The sequence below is a fragment of the Streptomyces gelaticus genome, from assembly GCF_014649535.1.
Lineage (GTDB): Bacteria > Actinomycetota > Actinomycetes > Streptomycetales > Streptomycetaceae > Streptomyces > Streptomyces gelaticus.
Window position 1 is genome coordinate 1 of sequence record NZ_BMTF01000041.1, and the last position, 16,339, is coordinate 16,339.

Annotated in this window: 11 protein-coding genes; 4 read left to right on the plus strand and 7 right to left on the minus strand. The window is 70.6% G+C overall.

Features of this window, described 5'->3' with window-relative positions:
* Positions 1-102: 102 nt before the first annotated feature.
* The gene (locus IE107_RS32765; RefSeq protein ID WP_189547999.1) at positions 103-3,243 is read right to left on the minus strand and encodes a tetratricopeptide repeat-containing protein; all 3,141 of its coding nucleotides are present in this window, start codon (positions 3,241-3,243) and stop codon (positions 103-105) included.
* A gap of 95 nt (positions 3,244-3,338) precedes the next feature.
* Here IE107_RS32765 and IE107_RS32770 point away from each other — a divergent pair, with 95 nt between their 5' ends.
* Complete coding sequence (locus IE107_RS32770; protein WP_189548000.1) at positions 3,339-4,244, plus strand: hypothetical protein; 906 nt, start codon at positions 3,339-3,341, stop codon at positions 4,242-4,244.
* 389 nt (positions 4,245-4,633) lie between these two features.
* On the opposite strand, the gene IE107_RS32775 is transcribed toward IE107_RS32770, so the two are convergent.
* The 4 genes from IE107_RS32775 to IE107_RS32790 all read right to left on the minus strand — a co-directional run bounded on the left by IE107_RS32775 (position 4,634) and on the right by IE107_RS32790 (position 11,613).
* Positions 4,634-5,011 carry a CU044_2847 family protein gene (locus tag IE107_RS32775; RefSeq protein ID WP_189548001.1) on the minus strand — a complete coding sequence of 126 codons (378 nt, stop codon included), beginning with the start codon at positions 5,009-5,011 and terminating at the stop codon, positions 4,634-4,636.
* A gap of 79 nt (positions 5,012-5,090) precedes the next feature.
* Positions 5,091-9,398, minus strand: coding sequence for an nSTAND1 domain-containing NTPase (locus tag IE107_RS32780; RefSeq protein ID WP_189548002.1), 4,308 nt, complete (start codon positions 9,396-9,398; stop codon positions 5,091-5,093).
* Between the two features lie 707 nt (positions 9,399-10,105).
* Positions 10,106-11,026: a beta-ketoacyl synthase N-terminal-like domain-containing protein gene (locus tag IE107_RS32785; protein ID WP_308434272.1), complete on the minus strand. Its 921-nt coding sequence runs from the start codon at positions 11,024-11,026 to the stop codon at positions 10,106-10,108.
* Between the two features lie 14 nt (positions 11,027-11,040).
* The gene (locus tag IE107_RS32790) at positions 11,041-11,613 is read right to left on the minus strand and encodes a beta-ketoacyl-[acyl-carrier-protein] synthase family protein (RefSeq protein WP_229867426.1); all 573 of its coding nucleotides are present in this window, start codon (positions 11,611-11,613) and stop codon (positions 11,041-11,043) included.
* 20 nt (positions 11,614-11,633) lie between these two features.
* Here IE107_RS32790 and IE107_RS32795 point away from each other — a divergent pair, with 20 nt between their 5' ends.
* From IE107_RS32795 to IE107_RS35505, 3 genes are all read left to right on the plus strand, one after another.
* Positions 11,634-12,290: a sensor histidine kinase gene (locus IE107_RS32795; protein ID WP_308434273.1), complete on the plus strand. Its 657-nt coding sequence runs from the start codon at positions 11,634-11,636 to the stop codon at positions 12,288-12,290.
* A gap of 96 nt (positions 12,291-12,386) precedes the next feature.
* Positions 12,387-13,067 carry a response regulator transcription factor gene (locus IE107_RS32800; RefSeq protein WP_189548012.1) on the plus strand — a complete coding sequence of 227 codons (681 nt, stop codon included), beginning with the start codon at positions 12,387-12,389 and terminating at the stop codon, positions 13,065-13,067.
* Positions 13,068-13,276: 209 nt separating this feature from the next.
* Positions 13,277-13,585, plus strand: coding sequence for a hypothetical protein (locus tag IE107_RS35505; RefSeq protein ID WP_229867427.1), 309 nt, complete (start codon positions 13,277-13,279; stop codon positions 13,583-13,585).
* Between the two features lie 7 nt (positions 13,586-13,592).
* Here IE107_RS35505 and IE107_RS32810 read toward each other — a convergent pair whose 3' ends face one another.
* Both IE107_RS32810 and IE107_RS32815 read right to left on the minus strand, forming a co-directional pair.
* Positions 13,593-15,275 carry an IPT/TIG domain-containing protein gene (locus IE107_RS32810; RefSeq protein WP_229867428.1) on the minus strand — a complete coding sequence of 561 codons (1,683 nt, stop codon included), beginning with the start codon at positions 15,273-15,275 and terminating at the stop codon, positions 13,593-13,595.
* A 335-nt stretch (positions 15,276-15,610) separates the two neighbouring features.
* Positions 15,611-16,339 (minus strand): IPT/TIG domain-containing protein (locus tag IE107_RS32815; protein WP_189548004.1); only part of this gene is annotated, 729 nt, incomplete at its 5' end.

Sequence of the window (16,339 nt, forward strand, 5' to 3'; positions counted from 1 at the left end):
GCTCCCTCGCCCCGGTCCGCCTTGGCCTGGCGGTACCAGCCGCGCAGGGACTCCGAGCTGATGCCGAGCTCCCGGGCGGAGTCGCCCCCCAGTTCTGACCGGTCAGTCGCCCAGCAGCCGGTCCAGTTCCTGCCGCGCCTCGCGCGTGTCCCGGTGCTCGTCGCCCAGGACGCGCGCACGATCGGCGACGACCTTGCGGAGCAGGGCCACCGCCGACTCGACCTCCCCCAGCCGCGCCAGGGTCCGGGCCCGACCGAACCTCGTCGTGATGACCTCCGGGTGCCCGGGGTTGGCGTAGCGCGCCAGCCGCTGTTCCAGCAGGACGTCCAGTTCAGCGAGCGCCGTGGCCGGGTCGCCGAGCTCGGCCTTCAGCATGGCGATGTTGTAGCGGGTGATCATGGCGGCCGGGTGGGTGTCGCCGAGCACCTCCCGCTGGTCGCGGAGCACCTCCTCGTGCAGCGGCAGCGCGCCCGCGGCGTTGCCCAGCTCCCACGTGAACCGCGCGGTGTTCAGCCGGACCAGGAAGGTGTTCGGATGGTACGCGCCGCGGACCTGGGTGACGAGCGGCAGCAGCTCGCCGTAGCCGTGAAGCGCCTCCTGGAGGCGCCCCGACTCGCCCAGGAACTTACAGATGTTCATCCGACTGAACACCACCTGCTCGTGCTCCTCGCCGAACGCCTCGATCCGGTCCCGCAGGAGCTCGGCGTGCAACTCCAAGGCCCGGTCGTAGCGGCCCAGCATGCCGTGCCAGTACGCGATGTAGTGCCGCTCCTCCAGGACGGCCACGTCCGTCGGGCTCAGCACGCGTTGCAGGTCGGGCAACAGCTCCTCGTGCAGCCGCAGCCCCTCCTCCCGGGCGCCGCCGCGCCCCGTCCAGTACGCAATGTGGTGCCGGGTGTCCAGGGTGCGCGGGTCGTCGGGGCCGAGGAGGCGCTCCTGGTCGGCGAGCACCTCCCGGTGCAGGGCCACGGCCTCGGCGAATTCACCCATCTCGCCGGTCGCGTACGCGATGCGGGAGCGGGCCTCGAGCGGCTCGGGATCGTCCGCGTCGAGCACCCGCAGCTGGTCCGGCAGCAGCTCCCGGTACAGCTCGCGGGCCCGCCCGTACGCCCCGGACTTGCTCGTCCAGTACGCCGTGCGGGCCCGGGCGAGCAGGGTCGTCGGCGCGTCCGCGCCGAGGCGCTCCCCGAGGCGCTCGGCCCAGCTCGCCCAGCGGGCCCGGTTCACCGTCGCCTCCGGTGCGGCGCGCAGCTCCAGGCTCGCCAGGAGCCGCTCGTACAGCGCCGCGGCGGCGTTCTCGTCGGGTGCGGCGAGAGCCACTTGCCACAGGTGCTCGGGCTCGGCCTGCTCGGCGTAGCGGTGCAGAGGGCCGTCGGGCGTGTGCTGTTCCATGGGAGCCATGATCTCCAGCGCGTCGCAGAGCGCGCGATGCCCCTCCACCAGGTCCTGCTCCTCCGCCACGTACTCGACGAGAGACGGGTGGTACACGCCGAGCAGTTCGGTGCCCGACGGGTCGGGCGAGCGGACCACGAGGCCGTCGAGGAGACGCAGCACCAGGCAGACCGCCTCCTCGTCGGCCGGGCCGCCCAGTTCCCCGGCCGCCCGGGCGAGCAGGGGCCGGGGCAGAGTCATGCCGGGGCCGGAGGCGGCGACGACGAGCAGGACCGGGTCCAGCCAGGCGGAGGCGCCGTGCGAGGAGGCCTGGTCCCGCAGCGGGACCAGCGCCTTGTCGTAGGCGTCCGCCAGTCCCTCACCGACCTCGGACGCCTCGGACGGGCCGAAATGGGCCAGGACCTTCGTGAGTTGCCAGTTCCCGTCCCGCCGGGCGAGGATCACCTGCTGGGCGTCCTCCGGTACCCGCCGGGCCCGAAGATAGGCGCGCACGTTCCGGTCGTCGGGCACCGGGGCCGGCAGCTGGTGCCAGTCCTCGGGCAGCGCCACCCACTCCTGGACCGTGGCCACCACGCCGAACCACTCCGGTGCCGCGTCCCGCAGCGCCGCGAGCTCCGTGAACAGTGCGGCGCGGCTCGTCGGGTCCTTCACCTGGTCGAGGCCGTCCACGACCACGCGCACCGGCTCGCGCGCCTCCATCAGGACGAGCGGGCCTGCAACCTCCGCGACCGTGCTCGGCAGCAGCGTGCGCTGCGCCAGGGGGACCCGTGCCCGGTAGGCCGTACGCGCGGTGTCGAAACCCGGCAAGTACCTGCGGAGCTGACGGGCCAACTGCTGGACGGCCGTCCCGGACGTCCACGCGGCGTCGCTGAGCCGCACGACGGCGCACACCGTCGCGGCGGTGTCCGTCTCGTCCTCGGGCAGCAGCTCGGGACGGGCGAGCGCGGTGGCGATGGTCGTCTTGCCCGTGCCCATGGCGCCGACCACCGCCACGAGCCGGTTCAGGCGGACGACCCGGGCGATCCGGGCCAGTTCCGCAGGCGGCTGAAAGTGGCGCAGGGCGGGCACCAGGACCTGTTGATCGGGAGAACCGGCCAGCACGCTCAGCTTGTGGTCGTGCGCCACGTTGCGGGCGATCCACGCCTCCGACGGGGCCTGGCGCGAGCCCGTACCCCCGTCGAACGCGACCGCCTGCGGAATCTGACGCCGGAGCAGCGTCTGAACCCTCAGGCGTACCGCCTTCGTCTCCAGGAACGGTTCGAGCCGGATGTCCCCGTGGCGGACGATCCGGGTGAGGACCCGCGAGAACTGCAGGTCGTAGGAGACCCGGTCGTCGGAGGAGGTCAGCACCTCGACCGTGCGGCCGGCCTGCATGGCGGACCTGAGCCAGCCCTCGGCCGCGGCCAGGAGGGCGTGGCCGGAGAAGCACCCGTCGACCACGAGGGTCAGTTCCGGCACACCCCCGTACCGCTTGGTCATCCGGCCGACCTCGCCGGGCAGGTCGAAGGCCGTCTCGGGACCGGGCGCGGCCGGTGTGGAGCTGATCGGGAAGAAGAAATCGCCCCCCTGAGGGTGAAACCCGTGGCCGAGAAACCCGAGCAGCAGGGAGGCACGTGCCGCCTGCGCCTCCCGGAATGCCTCCTCCACGGCATCGGTCACCTCGGACACCGTCCGCGGGTTCAGCAGCAGCCCGTCCCCGTGCGCGGGTGCGTACGAACCGCGCTTCGGGTCCAGTAACAGCTCCGTCAACTCGTGTGCGTACGGCTCCAGTCGGACCAGCCTGTCCTCCTCCTTCTTCTCGCGGATGTCCCAGTGCGAAGCGATCACCAGCGTTCTGCGCTTAGCTGTCATGCGCGCATTATTACTGTGCCCGGACACGGGAACCGCCGCCCCGGCCCTACGTGTTGGGGTGGCTAACGACGACAGCGCGGGCGAGAGGGAGACGCATGGCAGAGCTGGTCATGGTGCACGGCATCGGACCCTGGGACGAGACCGAGCAGCGGCTGCGGGAGGACTGGACGCGGACCCTCGCGCGCACGCTGCGGGACAACGGCCGCCGCGAGGCGGCTGACCGCCTCGCGGCCGGGGCGGTGACGGTCGACATGGCCTACTACCGCCACCTGTACCAGGGTTACGTGCCCCACGACGATTTCGACGTACGGCTGCCCGCCCCGATCGCGGCCACCGGCGTGGAGGTCGCCCGGGACATCGTCGACAACATCCGCCGACACGCTTCCGATCCCGAGGACAGCGCCGAGGCCGCCGACGCCCTGGAGGAGCTGACCGTCGATGTCGGCCCCGAGCAGGGGCCGTTGGAGCCGCTGCGTATGTTCGCTTCGATGATGGGACGGCTCGGCCCCATCGCCCGCTCCGGATTCGCCGCGCTCAGCAGCACCGGCGCGTTCCACCTTGGGCAGGTGGCCGCCTACCTGGACGACGAGCGGGTCCGGGAAGGCGCGATCGAAGCCGTGCTGTCCCGGGTGACCCCTGACACCAAGGCCATCCTGGCCCACTCGCTCGGCACTGTGGTCGCCTACGAGGCGCTGCACCGGCTCGACCGGCCGCTGCCGCTGCTCGTCACCTTCGGATCGCCGCTCGGGCTGCGCTCGATCATCCGCGGGCGGCTGCGCCCGCAGCCGCTGCGCTCGCCGGCCCATCTCAAGCGCTGGGTGAACGTCGCGGACCGCGACGACTTCATCGTCGCCACGCTGAAGCTGCGGAAACTCTTCCCCGAGGACGACGCCGTACTGGAACGCACCCGCCGGGTGAGCAACCGCAACTTCAACCCGCACGCGGCGACGGAGTACCTCAGCCGCTGGGAAACGGTGGAGCCGCTCGCCGAGCTGCTCTGAGCTTGTTCTTTAACCTTTCAACCGGTGTCCACGCCCGTCCTGGCGAAGCTGGAGCGTCCAGTCGCTGCTGTGGGCGGTCGATCTGATGGAGAAGGGCCTGAACCCGGCCCTCCACATCAAGGGCTGCGACGTGTAGGTACTCAGAATCCGCGTCATGTTCTCGCGAGTGATGACCTCTGAACAGCACTTATGACGCGATGCTGAGATTCCCAGCTCAGGGTGATCACATACCCATTCGGTGATCGAAAGGGTATGTGATCATTCGTGCCCGCAGTGCTCATGCAACTGTCGTGCGATCAAGGTCAGCTACACGGGCACTGGGGGCAGATGGTGGCCATAGGGCTCCGACTTGTCGGTGACAGCATGATCGAGGCCCACTGCTGGTGCTGTCAGGCCCCGGACGCCTGGTTCTGTTCCGGTTTCCAGGTGGCGGTGACCGTCAGATGTGCCTGTCCGCTGCCACTGACGATGCCGAGTTTGAGGTCGTGTCCGAGCTGAACGCCGAAGGTGACGGACACTTCGGCGGGCGGGGTCGCCCCTGTGGTGATCGCGTCGTGCACGTCCTGGACCAGCGAGCCGAGGGGTTGCAGCGTCGTACGCAGTGCGTCGGCGGCGACGGCGGCCGCCCGCCTTCGCCTGGCGACCGGAACGAGCGGGCCGATGCCGTCCGGTGCCTGCTCCGCGTCGGAGGTGGGACGCTCCGCGGTCTGGATCAGGAAGTGGACTGTGGTTCCGTCCGAGAGAGCGAAATCCTGTGAATCGTTCATGCGGATCATTCTGCGGGAAGGCCCCAGCCGGACAGCGGTGTTGCCGGACTCGGTCGCAGGATCTTCTCGTGTCCCCAGGTCAGGTGCAGGGGGGCTGCGCCGGGGTTCCGTCTGGCAGCAGTTCACGCTCGGCGGGGGTGTAGTCGCGGTCCGCGACTTTGCACAGGGCGCGGAACTGGGCCTCGGGACGCAGGTCGAAGGTCCTGCGCCGCAAGGTGAAGGTCTCTTTCACCCCTCCGAGGAGCACCTCCAGGCGGCTTCCCCGCACGGAGGCCACCGCTCCTTCGGGGACGTTCAGCGTGGTGGAGTTGCGGGCGTCGGTCAGGTCGTGGGTCGTCACCCGGCCCTTGCTGTAGGTGAGGACCTGGCCCCCGTCGCCGACGCCGACCACGTACCCGTCCACGGAGCCGGGCGCGCTGCCGGGCAGCTGCTTGCGTCCGTCGACGTCCCACACCCGGACCTTCCTGCTGCTGGTCTCGACGGCGAGCCGGGAACCGCGCTCGTCGAAGACGAGAGGACCAGCCGACGGGTCGTCGCTGGAGGAGAACGTCGCTGCGATCGGGAGCCCCGGCAGGGTCCTGATGTGCCGGGGCGTGCGAAGGTCCCACAGCAGGATGTCGCCGAACGCGGCGCCGCGTCGGGTCACCGCCACGACCTGCCCGGGGTGGTGCGGCCGGGGGACGAGCCGGCCCCGGGTGAAGATGTCGTCGAGGGTGCCCATGCCGGACCGGTCGGGATCGGGGTGGGCAGGGATCGGCCTCGTCAGGAGGGCCCCGTTGGCTGCGTCGACCCGGGCGAGGCGGCCGTCGAGCGTCAGCAGGGCGATCTCGCTGCCGCCCAGGGCGGCGACTTCCTCCACCTCGCCTCCCTGGTTGCCTTCTTCCTTCCCCGCCGCCTTCGCCCCGGGCAGCGCACCGTCGAGAGGCACCTTGTCCTTCAGACTCCCCGCCGGGTACGCGGCGAGCAGGTTGCCCCCCCTGCTCCACACCACGACCCGTCGTGAATCTGCGGTCCAGGAGAGCGTCCAGGACGGCGCGTCGTCGATGAACGGAAGCTGCACGGACTGCTGCCGGGCGCCGGACGCGCCGACGACCTGCAGGCTGCGCTGGTCCGCGATGGCCATGAAGCGCCGGTCCGGGGACATGCTGGAGGCTGCGTTGCTGTCCGTGACGGTGAATCGTTTACGGTCGTAGCGCTCGGCGCGCACGACCATGAGCGCTGTGCCGAGCGGTACCAGGACCGCCGTCCCACCGTCGCCGCGGGGCACCACCGCGAGGCCCGCGTCGGAGACTTCCGTGTCGCGGGCGCTGGGAATGCGGGCGATATGGGCTTGCCCGGTACCAAGGTCGGTCAGGATCTTCTCGTCGTAGAGTCCCTCGTCGGTGCCGCTCGAGGAGTCGTCCGACGACACGTGGAAGCGTCGAGTGCTGTCCGTCAGCCCGGTGACGTAGGGCAGCTTGGTATGACGGCCAGGGGTGGTTCCGAGGGGCTGCGAGTACGCGGTGTCCCCGTCCTGACGGATGAGGAGTTCACCACCGGCAGCCAGCCTGACCCCAGAGCCCAAGCTGTTGTCAACGGTGGCGGTGTACCGCAGCCGGGACGTGCGGAGGTCTCTGATCTCGACCCGCTGGTCCTCCAAGCCGGAGGTGTAGCTGATGGTCGCGACGGAATCCGGGTCGGAGGTGAACGCCGCCTCCTGCGCCCCTCGCTCGGGGACGAGCCCGTCGGGCACGTGGATGCGGGCGCCCGATTCGGTTTCCCATGCCTCGGCGAACGGGGGCGGGCACTTGGGGAGGGGGGAGCATCTGCCCGAGGGCTTTATGGTCAGTAGGAGCCGCTTGCTGTCGCTGCTGAAGTCCAGGGTGCTGTTGACCCCTCCGGCCGTCGGGTGGAACACGGACAGTGGCTCGGGACGGGAGGAGCCGTCCAGTCGCCATAGGAGCACGGCATCGGACGAGCTCGAGGTGGCGAAGAAGCGGCCGTCGGGGCTCAGGGCCTGTTCGTGGACCAGCCCTTTGGGAACGCCACTGAGCTCCCGTGTGCGTGGCGTGCCGCTCAGGGCGCCGGTGACCACGGTGAACCGGGGGTTGTCGCTGCTCCGCCTCGATGTGACTACCAGTACGCGGCCGTCCGGGGTGGATCTCATGTCCGTGGCACGCCCCTTCCAGACCGAGGGGTGGCTGGCCAGCAGGTGCTGTCCGCGGACGTACTGGTTCAGCAGGGTCTGGCGGGTCGTGGCGGTCGGCCGGGCGTTGTAGGCAGCCAGCGCGAGTTGCAGTGCCGTGGCGGGATCATCCGGCGGGCGTGCCTCGGAGGCCTGGGCGAGGAGGTCCGCCGCCTGGAAGCGGAGCTGTTGTTCGGCACTCTGCAGGCCACGCCAGGTGGAGAGTGCCAGGACGACGGAGAGCACCGTGAGCACGGCGAGCGCTCCCACCGCGCCCCTGCGCACGCGAATCCTGCGCCGGGAGTGGCGGCGGCTCAACTGGATGTAGGCGCGCTCCTCCGCGGAGACGTCCTGGCTGTGTCCCTTGAGCTTGAGGTCCGCCTCGGCCAGGTCCGCGCCGCTGAGCAGACGCGCGGGATCGCTCTTCCGCGCCTGCCAGCGGCCCACATCGGCGCGCAACTGCTCCTGCCAGGCACGGAAGTCCCGGGACTCCACCAGCCAGGTCCGAAGGAGCGGCCAGAGTTCGATCAGCGCTTCGTGCGCCAGGTCGACGATCTCCTCCTGCCCGGATTCCCCCGGGGCTTGCGAAAGGACGAGGAGTCTCCGCGATGACCGGGTCAGCTCGCGGACGAGTTCGAGGAGTTCCGGAGCGAGATCGGTGGTGCGGGCGGGCCTGCGGACGAAGGTGTCGCCGTCACCTGGCCGGGCCAGCTGCGCGAACAACCTGGGAGCAAGCTCTTGCTGCTTCCGTGCCAACTGGGCATGGACGCCGTCAGCATGTCCGGCCAGGGCCCCCGCAATGCCTTCGAACGCGTCATAGGCGGCATGGGTCAGCATCGAATTGCTGCGCTGGTGCCACAACTCGGTCAGGGCGAACTGGACCAGCGGCATCCGCCCGGGCTCGTCGCCCGCGTCCGCGACGATCCTCTCGGGCAGTCCCGGCTCGAACCACAGCCCCGGCACGGCGTCGACGGGAGCAGTCACCGCGCGCCTCAAGTCGTCGTCGCTCAGCGGTGCGAGGAACCGCACGGCATCACTGACGACGTCAGACGTACCGACCGTCACCAGTGCGTCGAGGGAGTCGGGACGCGCCGTGGCGACGACCCGCAGGGCTGCCGCACCCCGTCTGCCGGCGAGGACGGAAAGCATGCGGAACAGCTCGCACGCCTCGGCGGGCACGGCACGTGCGTACTCCTCGAACTGGTCCACGAAGAGCACGTGCCCGGCGCTCGGGCCGCGGGCCAGGATCCGTCCCCGCAGCGCCGCGAGGACGTCCGGGCCGTCGGCGAGGAGCCAGGCCAGTTCCTCGGTCCTGACGAGGTGTTCGATCTCGCCGAGCCCCGGTTCCAGGACATCGGTCAGCACGTGAGCGAGAACGGAGGTCGCCCGGGCGCCCGGGACGGGACGCAACTCGGACACGTCGGCACCCTGGTCCCGTAACCGGGGCAGCACCCCGGCCCCCACCAGAGAGGATTTCCCGCATCCTGAGGGCCCGACCACCAGCACCACCGGCCTCTGGTCAAGAGCCTCCAGCACCCGGGTGGTGTCGGCGTCACGACCGTGGAAGAACTGCGACTGTTCCTCGGTGAAGGGCTCCAGTCCCTGGAATGGGCAACGTGCCGGCATGATGTGCTCATCGATCAGATCGGCCGACGGCAGCAAATAGGCGGTGCTCTCCCCTCGGTGCGCGGCCACGGTCATGCCGACGACCCCGCCCTGGGCGTCGTCCCACACCGGGGACCCGCTGAACCCTTCCGTGACGCGCGGCCCGGGCAGGTGTGCCTCCATCTGCAGGAGCCCCGCAGCCATGCCGGCGCGCAGGGTGCCACGCACCCAGACTCCGTGATCCGCACCATCCGGGTGTCCGAACGCACGGAACGGGTGCTCCCAGACTTCGGTGCCGTCGACGAGCCCCACCGGCCTTGCGCCCTCGACGGGCCGGTCGAGCCGCAGCAGCGCGACATCGGCTCGCCCGTGGCGCCAGGAGACCACGCTTGCCCGCGCGGAGGGGTGGGCGGACAGGAGCGGGAAGTCGAGACTCACCGACCCGCCGGGGGCCTCGTCCATGGGCGCCGGGAGATCGAGGGCCTCTTCGACGACGTGCGCACAGGTGCACACCAGGTCCGCGGCAACCAAGAATCCGGCACCGGCCACGTCTCCGTGGACCGAGAATATCCGCACCTGCGAGGTCTCCAGGACGTCACTCCGAAACTCCGCGGCCATGGCGCTGCTCCCCTCCCGTCCGGATGACGTACCCACGATCCACCGCCACCACGGGAAAGACAACTTGCCGCGCTGGCAACGCTGTTGGTGTCTGGGGGCACGCGTCGAACGCCGAGGCGTGCCGAGGCTGTCGGTGCCGGTGCGAGCGCGCCGCAGGGTTCGGCAGGCCCACGGGAACCGGTCGCGACAGATGCGGCGCCCGATGGCTGCCGCATCTGTCGGGTCTTTCTACCCGCTCGGCGCCGATGTGGGGAGCCCGTCGAGTCGGGCTTCGTTACCGCCGCGGGCGGCTGGCCAAGTGGTCGCCGCGTTCCTCGACGACCTGGAACAACGGGGGCTTTCGAAGGCCGCATCCTTGGCCCTGGGCACCGGTCTACGACCACTACGTCGGTAAGCCCGCCCCGAACGGTGGGCGGGCACCGGTGCCAGGGTGGATGCATGGACGACCTGGTATCCCGCCCTGCGCCCCGCCACGTCTACGGCACCGACCACGACGACCCCCACCCCAGCGGAAACGACGAGCGAGACCTCATACCCCTCAGCGTCCCGGAGATCCGCCGGCTGATCGGGCACGTCGTCATCGCGCCTCACTGCCATCCCAACGAGCACCGTCTGCGCTGGTCACACTTCCGACGCCGCAGCCAAGCCCGAGCCCGCCGCTGCCACTACCAACGCCGAGGCCATGACCCCCACATGCGGTTGCAGTATTAAGGGGTCAGCAGCAGAGCGGCTGCCGCGTCGTGCCGAAGGCCTCCAGCCGTGGCGAGCACGCTCCTGGTGGCGTCGCTCTCCAGATAGGCGGCCGCGGCGGCGCACTGTAGGACGCCCAGTGCCCCGGACAGCGGGCCCAGCTGGGATTCAAGGTCGATCCGGCGAGTGGCTGTGAGCAGATGGCCCGCCCCGGCACCCGCCTCGTCCACGAGCAGTCCGACGGATTTCTCTTCCGTCACACCAGCGGAGGTCAGCGCCGCGGCGAGATCCCGGGCCCGTGCGTACCTGGCGATCGTGGCGCGCGGCCGCGCCGCGCGGGAGGCGGCTGCGTTCGCTGGTTCAAGGACGATCGCGACCGCCGCGTCGGTGGACTGCTCACCGAGCAGCTTCGTCACCACGTCATTGGCTGGTTCGACGCCGACGACGACGGCCGCTTCGGCGCGCCCGGCCACGATGAGGTTTCGGGCCCAGGACACGGCGTCCAGACCGCTCGTGACGCCGTTGCAGACGGTGAGGTTGGGGCCGCGCAACCCGTATCGGATGGCCACCCAGCCGGCGATGACATTGCTTGATGTCTGTGGCAAGCCCAACGGGCTGAGGCCCCGCACGCCTGCCCTGGCGATGGTGTCGGTGGCTTCACAGACGCTGTCCACATTGCCCCGGTTGGTGCTGACCACGACGGCGGTCGAATCAGCCACGCCCGTGAACGTCGCGTTGGCGTCGGTCAGGACCGCGTCGTGGAGGGCGGACTCGGCAGCCCGCAGGGGCGAGCCGGGACGCGCGGTCCTTGTGGCGCATCTCGCGCCCGCGGAGTCCGGTTGCCGGGTCGAAGCCGCCATCGCCGGGCAGCGGTCCGAGGAGGTCGCCGTACTTCGAGACACCTGGGAGCGCCAGTCCAATGCCCGTGACGACGACATCCCGGGCGCTCGACTTACTCATCCGTGCGGTACTCGTCGCGCTCATCGGGCTGCTGCCTCCACGATCGCGACGGCGTTGATCCCTCCGAAGCCAAACGCGTTGATCTGGCGATGGTCAGGTCGCCGGCTGCGGGGGCGCCCTGCACCAGGCCCAGTCCCGCGGCCTCGGAGATCGGGTCGGTGAGTCCCAGGACCGGGGGTACCGTCCCTTCCTTCATGGCGAGCACCGCCATCACGAGGCTGAGGAGTCCCGAACCGCCCAGGGTGTGGCCGGTCATCGCCTTGATGGCGGTCATCCGCGGACCGCTTCCGGCGCCGTGGAAGACGTGGCGCAGGACGCTCGACTCCGTCAGGTCGTTGCGGGGGGTTCCGCTGCCGTGCAGCATCACCAGGTCGATGTCCTCCGCCCGTACCCCGGCTCTGCTGTAGGCGTCCTGGACCGCGCGTGTGATGCCGTCGGGGTCGGGCGCGGTGGCGTGGTGAGCGTCGCAGTTCATGGACACACCGCGCACCCGGACGTGCACGGGGCCGTTCCCGGTGCCGGCGCGCTGGACGACGACGGCTGCCGCGCCCTCGCCCATCAGCATGCCCTTGTGCCCTGCTGGCGGTGGCCGTCTGCGTACTGGTGACGAAGGCTCTGCGGTGGTCGGCGCCACGGCTGCTGGGGCCGTCGGCGGCCGAACGGCTCGCTCTGGCTGCCGAGCGGGAACTGCTGCTGGCCGAACGCAACCGGATTCCCCACGAGTTGCACGACTCGATCGGGCACACGCTGACGACGGCCACCATCCAGGCGGCCGTGGCGGACGAGGTGCTCTCCGCCGACCCGGCGGCGGCGCGGGCCGCCATGCGCAGCATCGAGGAGTCGACGCGGGCCGCGCTGGAGGACCTGGACTACGTACTCGGAGTGCTGCGCGAGGACCAGTCGGGGACGGCGCCGACCCGGACCCTGGCCGACCTCCCCGGGCTGCTGGACCGCCTGCGGTACGCGGGGGCGGTGGTGGAACCGGAGCTGTCGGGCGAACTGGCGCAGGTACAGGGGACGCTCTCCCGGGCGGCGTACCGGATTCTCCAGGAGGGGTTGACGAACGCGCTGCGCCACGGGGCGGGCGGCCCGATCGAGGTCCGAGTGGCGGCCGGGCCGGACGGACTGGATCTCACGGTGGTCAACCGGACCGGGGCACGGATGCCCGGGCCCGGGGGCCTTCCCGACCTCCGGTCACGGTCTGCCCGGACTGGCCGAGCGCGTCCGGCTGCTGCATGGTGAGTTCCAGGCCGGCCCGAACGGGACGCAGCACTGGCGCCTGGCCGTGCGGCTGCCGGTACGGGCGTCGGCGTGAGTGGATCCGGCGCGAGCGAAGGCATGGCCCTCCCCGCCGTCACCAGCCCCGCCGTCACCCTCCTGATCGCGGACGACGACGAGGTGACCCGCAGCGGCCTGCGCATGCTGCTCGCCGCACAGCCGAGGATCACGGTGGTCGGCGAGGCCGCCGACGGCGTCGAGGCGGTCGAACGGGCGCGGAGCCTGCGGCCGGACGTGGTCCTGATGGACGTCCGGATGCCGCGTCGCAACGGGATCGAGGCCACCCGTCAACTGCTGGCCGAAGCGGCCGACCCGCCGAAGGTCGTGGTGATCACCACCTTCGAGAACGACGGCTACGTCACCGCCGCCCTCAGCGCAGGCGCCAGCGGCTTCGTCCTCAAGCGCCTCCCGGTCCGCCAGATCGCCGAGGCGGTCCGGGAGGTGGCGGCGGGCGAAGCGATCCTCTTCCCGGCCGCACTGGGCCGCATGGTCGCCGCCCGCCCGCTGGGCTCCGCCGAGGCCCTGCCGCAGGCCACCCTGACCGGCCGGGAGGAGGAGGTGCTGCGCCTGATGGCCACCGGGCTCTCCAATCCGGAGATCGCGGAGTCCCTCACGGTGAGCCTGGAGACGGTCAAGACCCACGTCGGAAACGTGCTGACCAAGCTCGGCGCGCAGAACCGGACCCATGCGGTCGTGATCGCGTACGAGTCGGGCCTGGTGGTCCCGGGCTTCGCCGGCTGACCGGCTTCCGCTCCTCTTCGCGGTCGCTGTCGGCGTACGGGCTGTAGTGCAGAGGTGCGTACGGGCTGGCTGGAATCCCTGCTCTCGCACGAGTACGGCCGGGGTCTGCGGGCGTTGCAGCAGCGGCTGTACGCGACAAGCAGGCCGGTGAGCACGGGCAGCGGCCGCTGCGCATCTTCGTACTCGACTGCGAAGCCCTGTCCCTGGCCGTGCGCGGCCACCGGAAGATGATCGCCTGGCTCGACCTCGCAGCCCAGGGCGAGGCCGAGGTGGTGACGTCACCGATGACGCTGGTCGAGGCGTACGGCGGCAGTACCACCGAGCAGCGTTGGGACTGGGTACTCTCCCGGCTCAAGGTCGCCGACATCGGAATGGACGGGGAACCGTCCATTCTGGTGGCGACGGCCACCTACCGGTGCGGGGTGCTGCTGGCCCCGCGCCTGCGAACGGACCGGGTACTGCGACCCGGCCCGTATCCACGTGCCGACGACATCCGTGTGGCGATGTCGACTTGCTGACTTACCGTCAGGTGTAGGTGTAGCCGCCGGGGAGGGTGCTGGTGCCGCCTGCGGTGGTGACGGTGACGTCTACAGGGCCGGTGATGGGGCTGGGAGGAACCACGGCGGCCAGGGTGTTGTCGGCTCCGACGCTGAACAGGGCGTGGAGGCCGTTGAAGACGACGCTGGTGACGGTTCCCAGGTTGAGGCCGGTGAGGTCGATGACGCCGCCGCCGGTCTGGCTGCCGGTGCTGGTGCTCAGGCCGGTGAGCGCCGGTGGGTCGACGTAGGTGTAGGTGAGCGCTTCGGTGGCGAGGCCGCCTGCGGTGGTGACGGTGACGGGTACTGGGCCGGGACCGGCGGCGGGCGGGACGGCGGCGGTGATCTGCTGGTCGGAAACGATCAGGGGTGGGGCCAGCAGGGTGCCGAACAGTACCGAGTTCGCAGTGGCCAGCCTGGAGCCGTCGATGGTGACGGTGTTGCGGCCGCCCGTCGGGCCGACGGCGGGGCTGATGGAGGAGGCGCTGCCGCTGGGGGCGTAGGTGAAGGGTTTGGGATTGCTGGTGCCTCCCGGGGTCGTGACGGCGACCTGGGCGACACCGACGCCGGGTGGGGAGACCACGAGGATCCGGTTGGCCGCGTTGGCGATGATGGGGGCGGAGGCGTTGTTGAAGTGCACCGAGGTGGCGTTGGCGAGGCCGGTGCCGGTGATCGTCACCTTGGTCCCGCCCGACTGCGGCCCCAGAGTGGGGGCCATCTGGTTGAGGGTCTGGATGACGCTGACGGTGTTCGTGCCGCTGTTGGTCACATAGATGTCCACGCCGTCGGGGGTGACCGCGATCCCGGCGGGCTGGTGTCCGACCGCGATGGTTTCGGTGACCGTGCTGGTGGTGGCGTCGATGACGCTGACGGTGTCGGATCCATGGTTGGCCACATACGCCCAGAGGTTGTCGGAGCTGGTCACTACTCCCCAGGGGGTGGTGCCCACCGGGATGGTGGCGGTGATGGTCCTGGTGCCGGTGTCGATGACGCTGACGGTGTTCGCGGCGCTGTTGGTCACGTAGACGTGGAGGGTGTCGCGGGAGACCGCCACCCCGAGGGGGGCGGACATGCCTCCGATGGTCGCCACCACGGTGTTGGTGACGGTGCTGATCACGCTGAGGGTGTTGTCGGCGGTGTTCGCCACGTACACCTCCAGCCCACCGGCGTTGACCGCGACGCCGTTGGGCTGGGCGCCGACCGGGACGGTTGTCAGGACGGTGCTGGTCAGCGCGTTGATCACGCTGAGGGTGGCCGAGTTCTCATTGGTGACGTAGAGGCGGATGCCGCCAGGGCTCACGGCGATCGCGGCGGGGGTGTTCCCCACGGCGATCGTGTCGGTGACCGCGAGCACGTCCTTCTGCGCGGTACGGACAGCGTTTGCGGTGCTGTCCGTCGTATAGACCAGGGAGCTGTCCGGGCTGACGCCCAACGCCGTAGGGGTGTTGTAGGGGCCCAGCGCGGTGGAGACGGTCAGGTCTCCGATGTCCAGGACGCTGACCGTTCCGGAGCCGCTGTTGGCCACGTACGCGTGCAGTCCCAGGGGGCCCATCGCTACCCCCAGCGGCTTGGTGCCCACCGGAATCGTGAACACCGCCCGCGCGGTGGCGGAAGTCGGTGATACAGCGGTCAGGCTCGGCCGTTCCACGGCCGGGGTTGCCGAGTTGCTCATCATGCACCTGCTGTCGGTAGGGCGGCGGCGACGACGCGTCATCCACACGAAAGACCGGACCCGGGGGATGGCGCCGTGAAAGGGGCGACAGGCGTTCGGCACATGCCAGAGCGCCTTGTCCGCAAGAAACGCAACCGGAAGAATCCCCCGGCCAACGGGTGGCACCGGAAGCGTTCCCTACGAAAGGAAATACTGCCGGGCGCCGGCGTGGGATCCCGTGGTTGCCCGCCCGGCCGGGCGCGGGAGTGCCGGACCGGGCGGGCATCATGCGTCCGGAGGCGGTACCGGCGCCGGGCGCTGTTCCGCGCCCGGGCCGGTGCCGCAACCGTGACGGATCAGATGCCGGGGCCTGTCACATACGTGAAGGCGCCGACGTCCGTGGCCGTGCCCGCGGGGTTGGTGACAGCGACGTCGACCGCGCCGACGGTGCCGGGCGGGGCGACGGCGGACACCGTCGTCGCGTCGATGACCGAGAACGGCGCGGGCACCGAGTCGAACGTGACCTGGCTCGTCGAGGTCAGGTTGGTGCCCGTGATGGTCACCGCGGTTCCGCCGGACGTCGGTCCGGAGGTCGGCGTGACCGTGGTGACGGTCGGAGCGTCGATGTACGTGTACGACAGACCGTTGTTGGTGCCTCCGGCGGTCGTCACGCTGACCCCCACCGGCCCGGCCGCCGCACCCGCGGGCACAACGGCACTGATCTGGCTGTCCGACAGCACCGTCGGCGTCACGGTGTTGGCACCGAAGGACACCCCCGTCGCGGTGGACAGGCCGGTGCCGCTGATGGTGATGGTGTTGCCGCCCGCGGTCGCGCCCGAGCTCGCGCTCAGACCGGACTTGAAGGGGGCGCCGACGTAGAAGAACGGTACCGGGTTGCTGGTCCCACCCGGGGTGATCACCGTCACGCCGACCGTGCCCGTGCCGGACGGTGAGACAGCGGTGACCTGGGTGGGCGAGACGTTGGTGACGTTCGTGGCCGGCTTGGTACCGAAGAGCACAGCGGTGGTGCCCGAGAGGTTGGTGCCCGTGATGGTGACGGTGGTACCGCCACCGGTGGAGCCCTG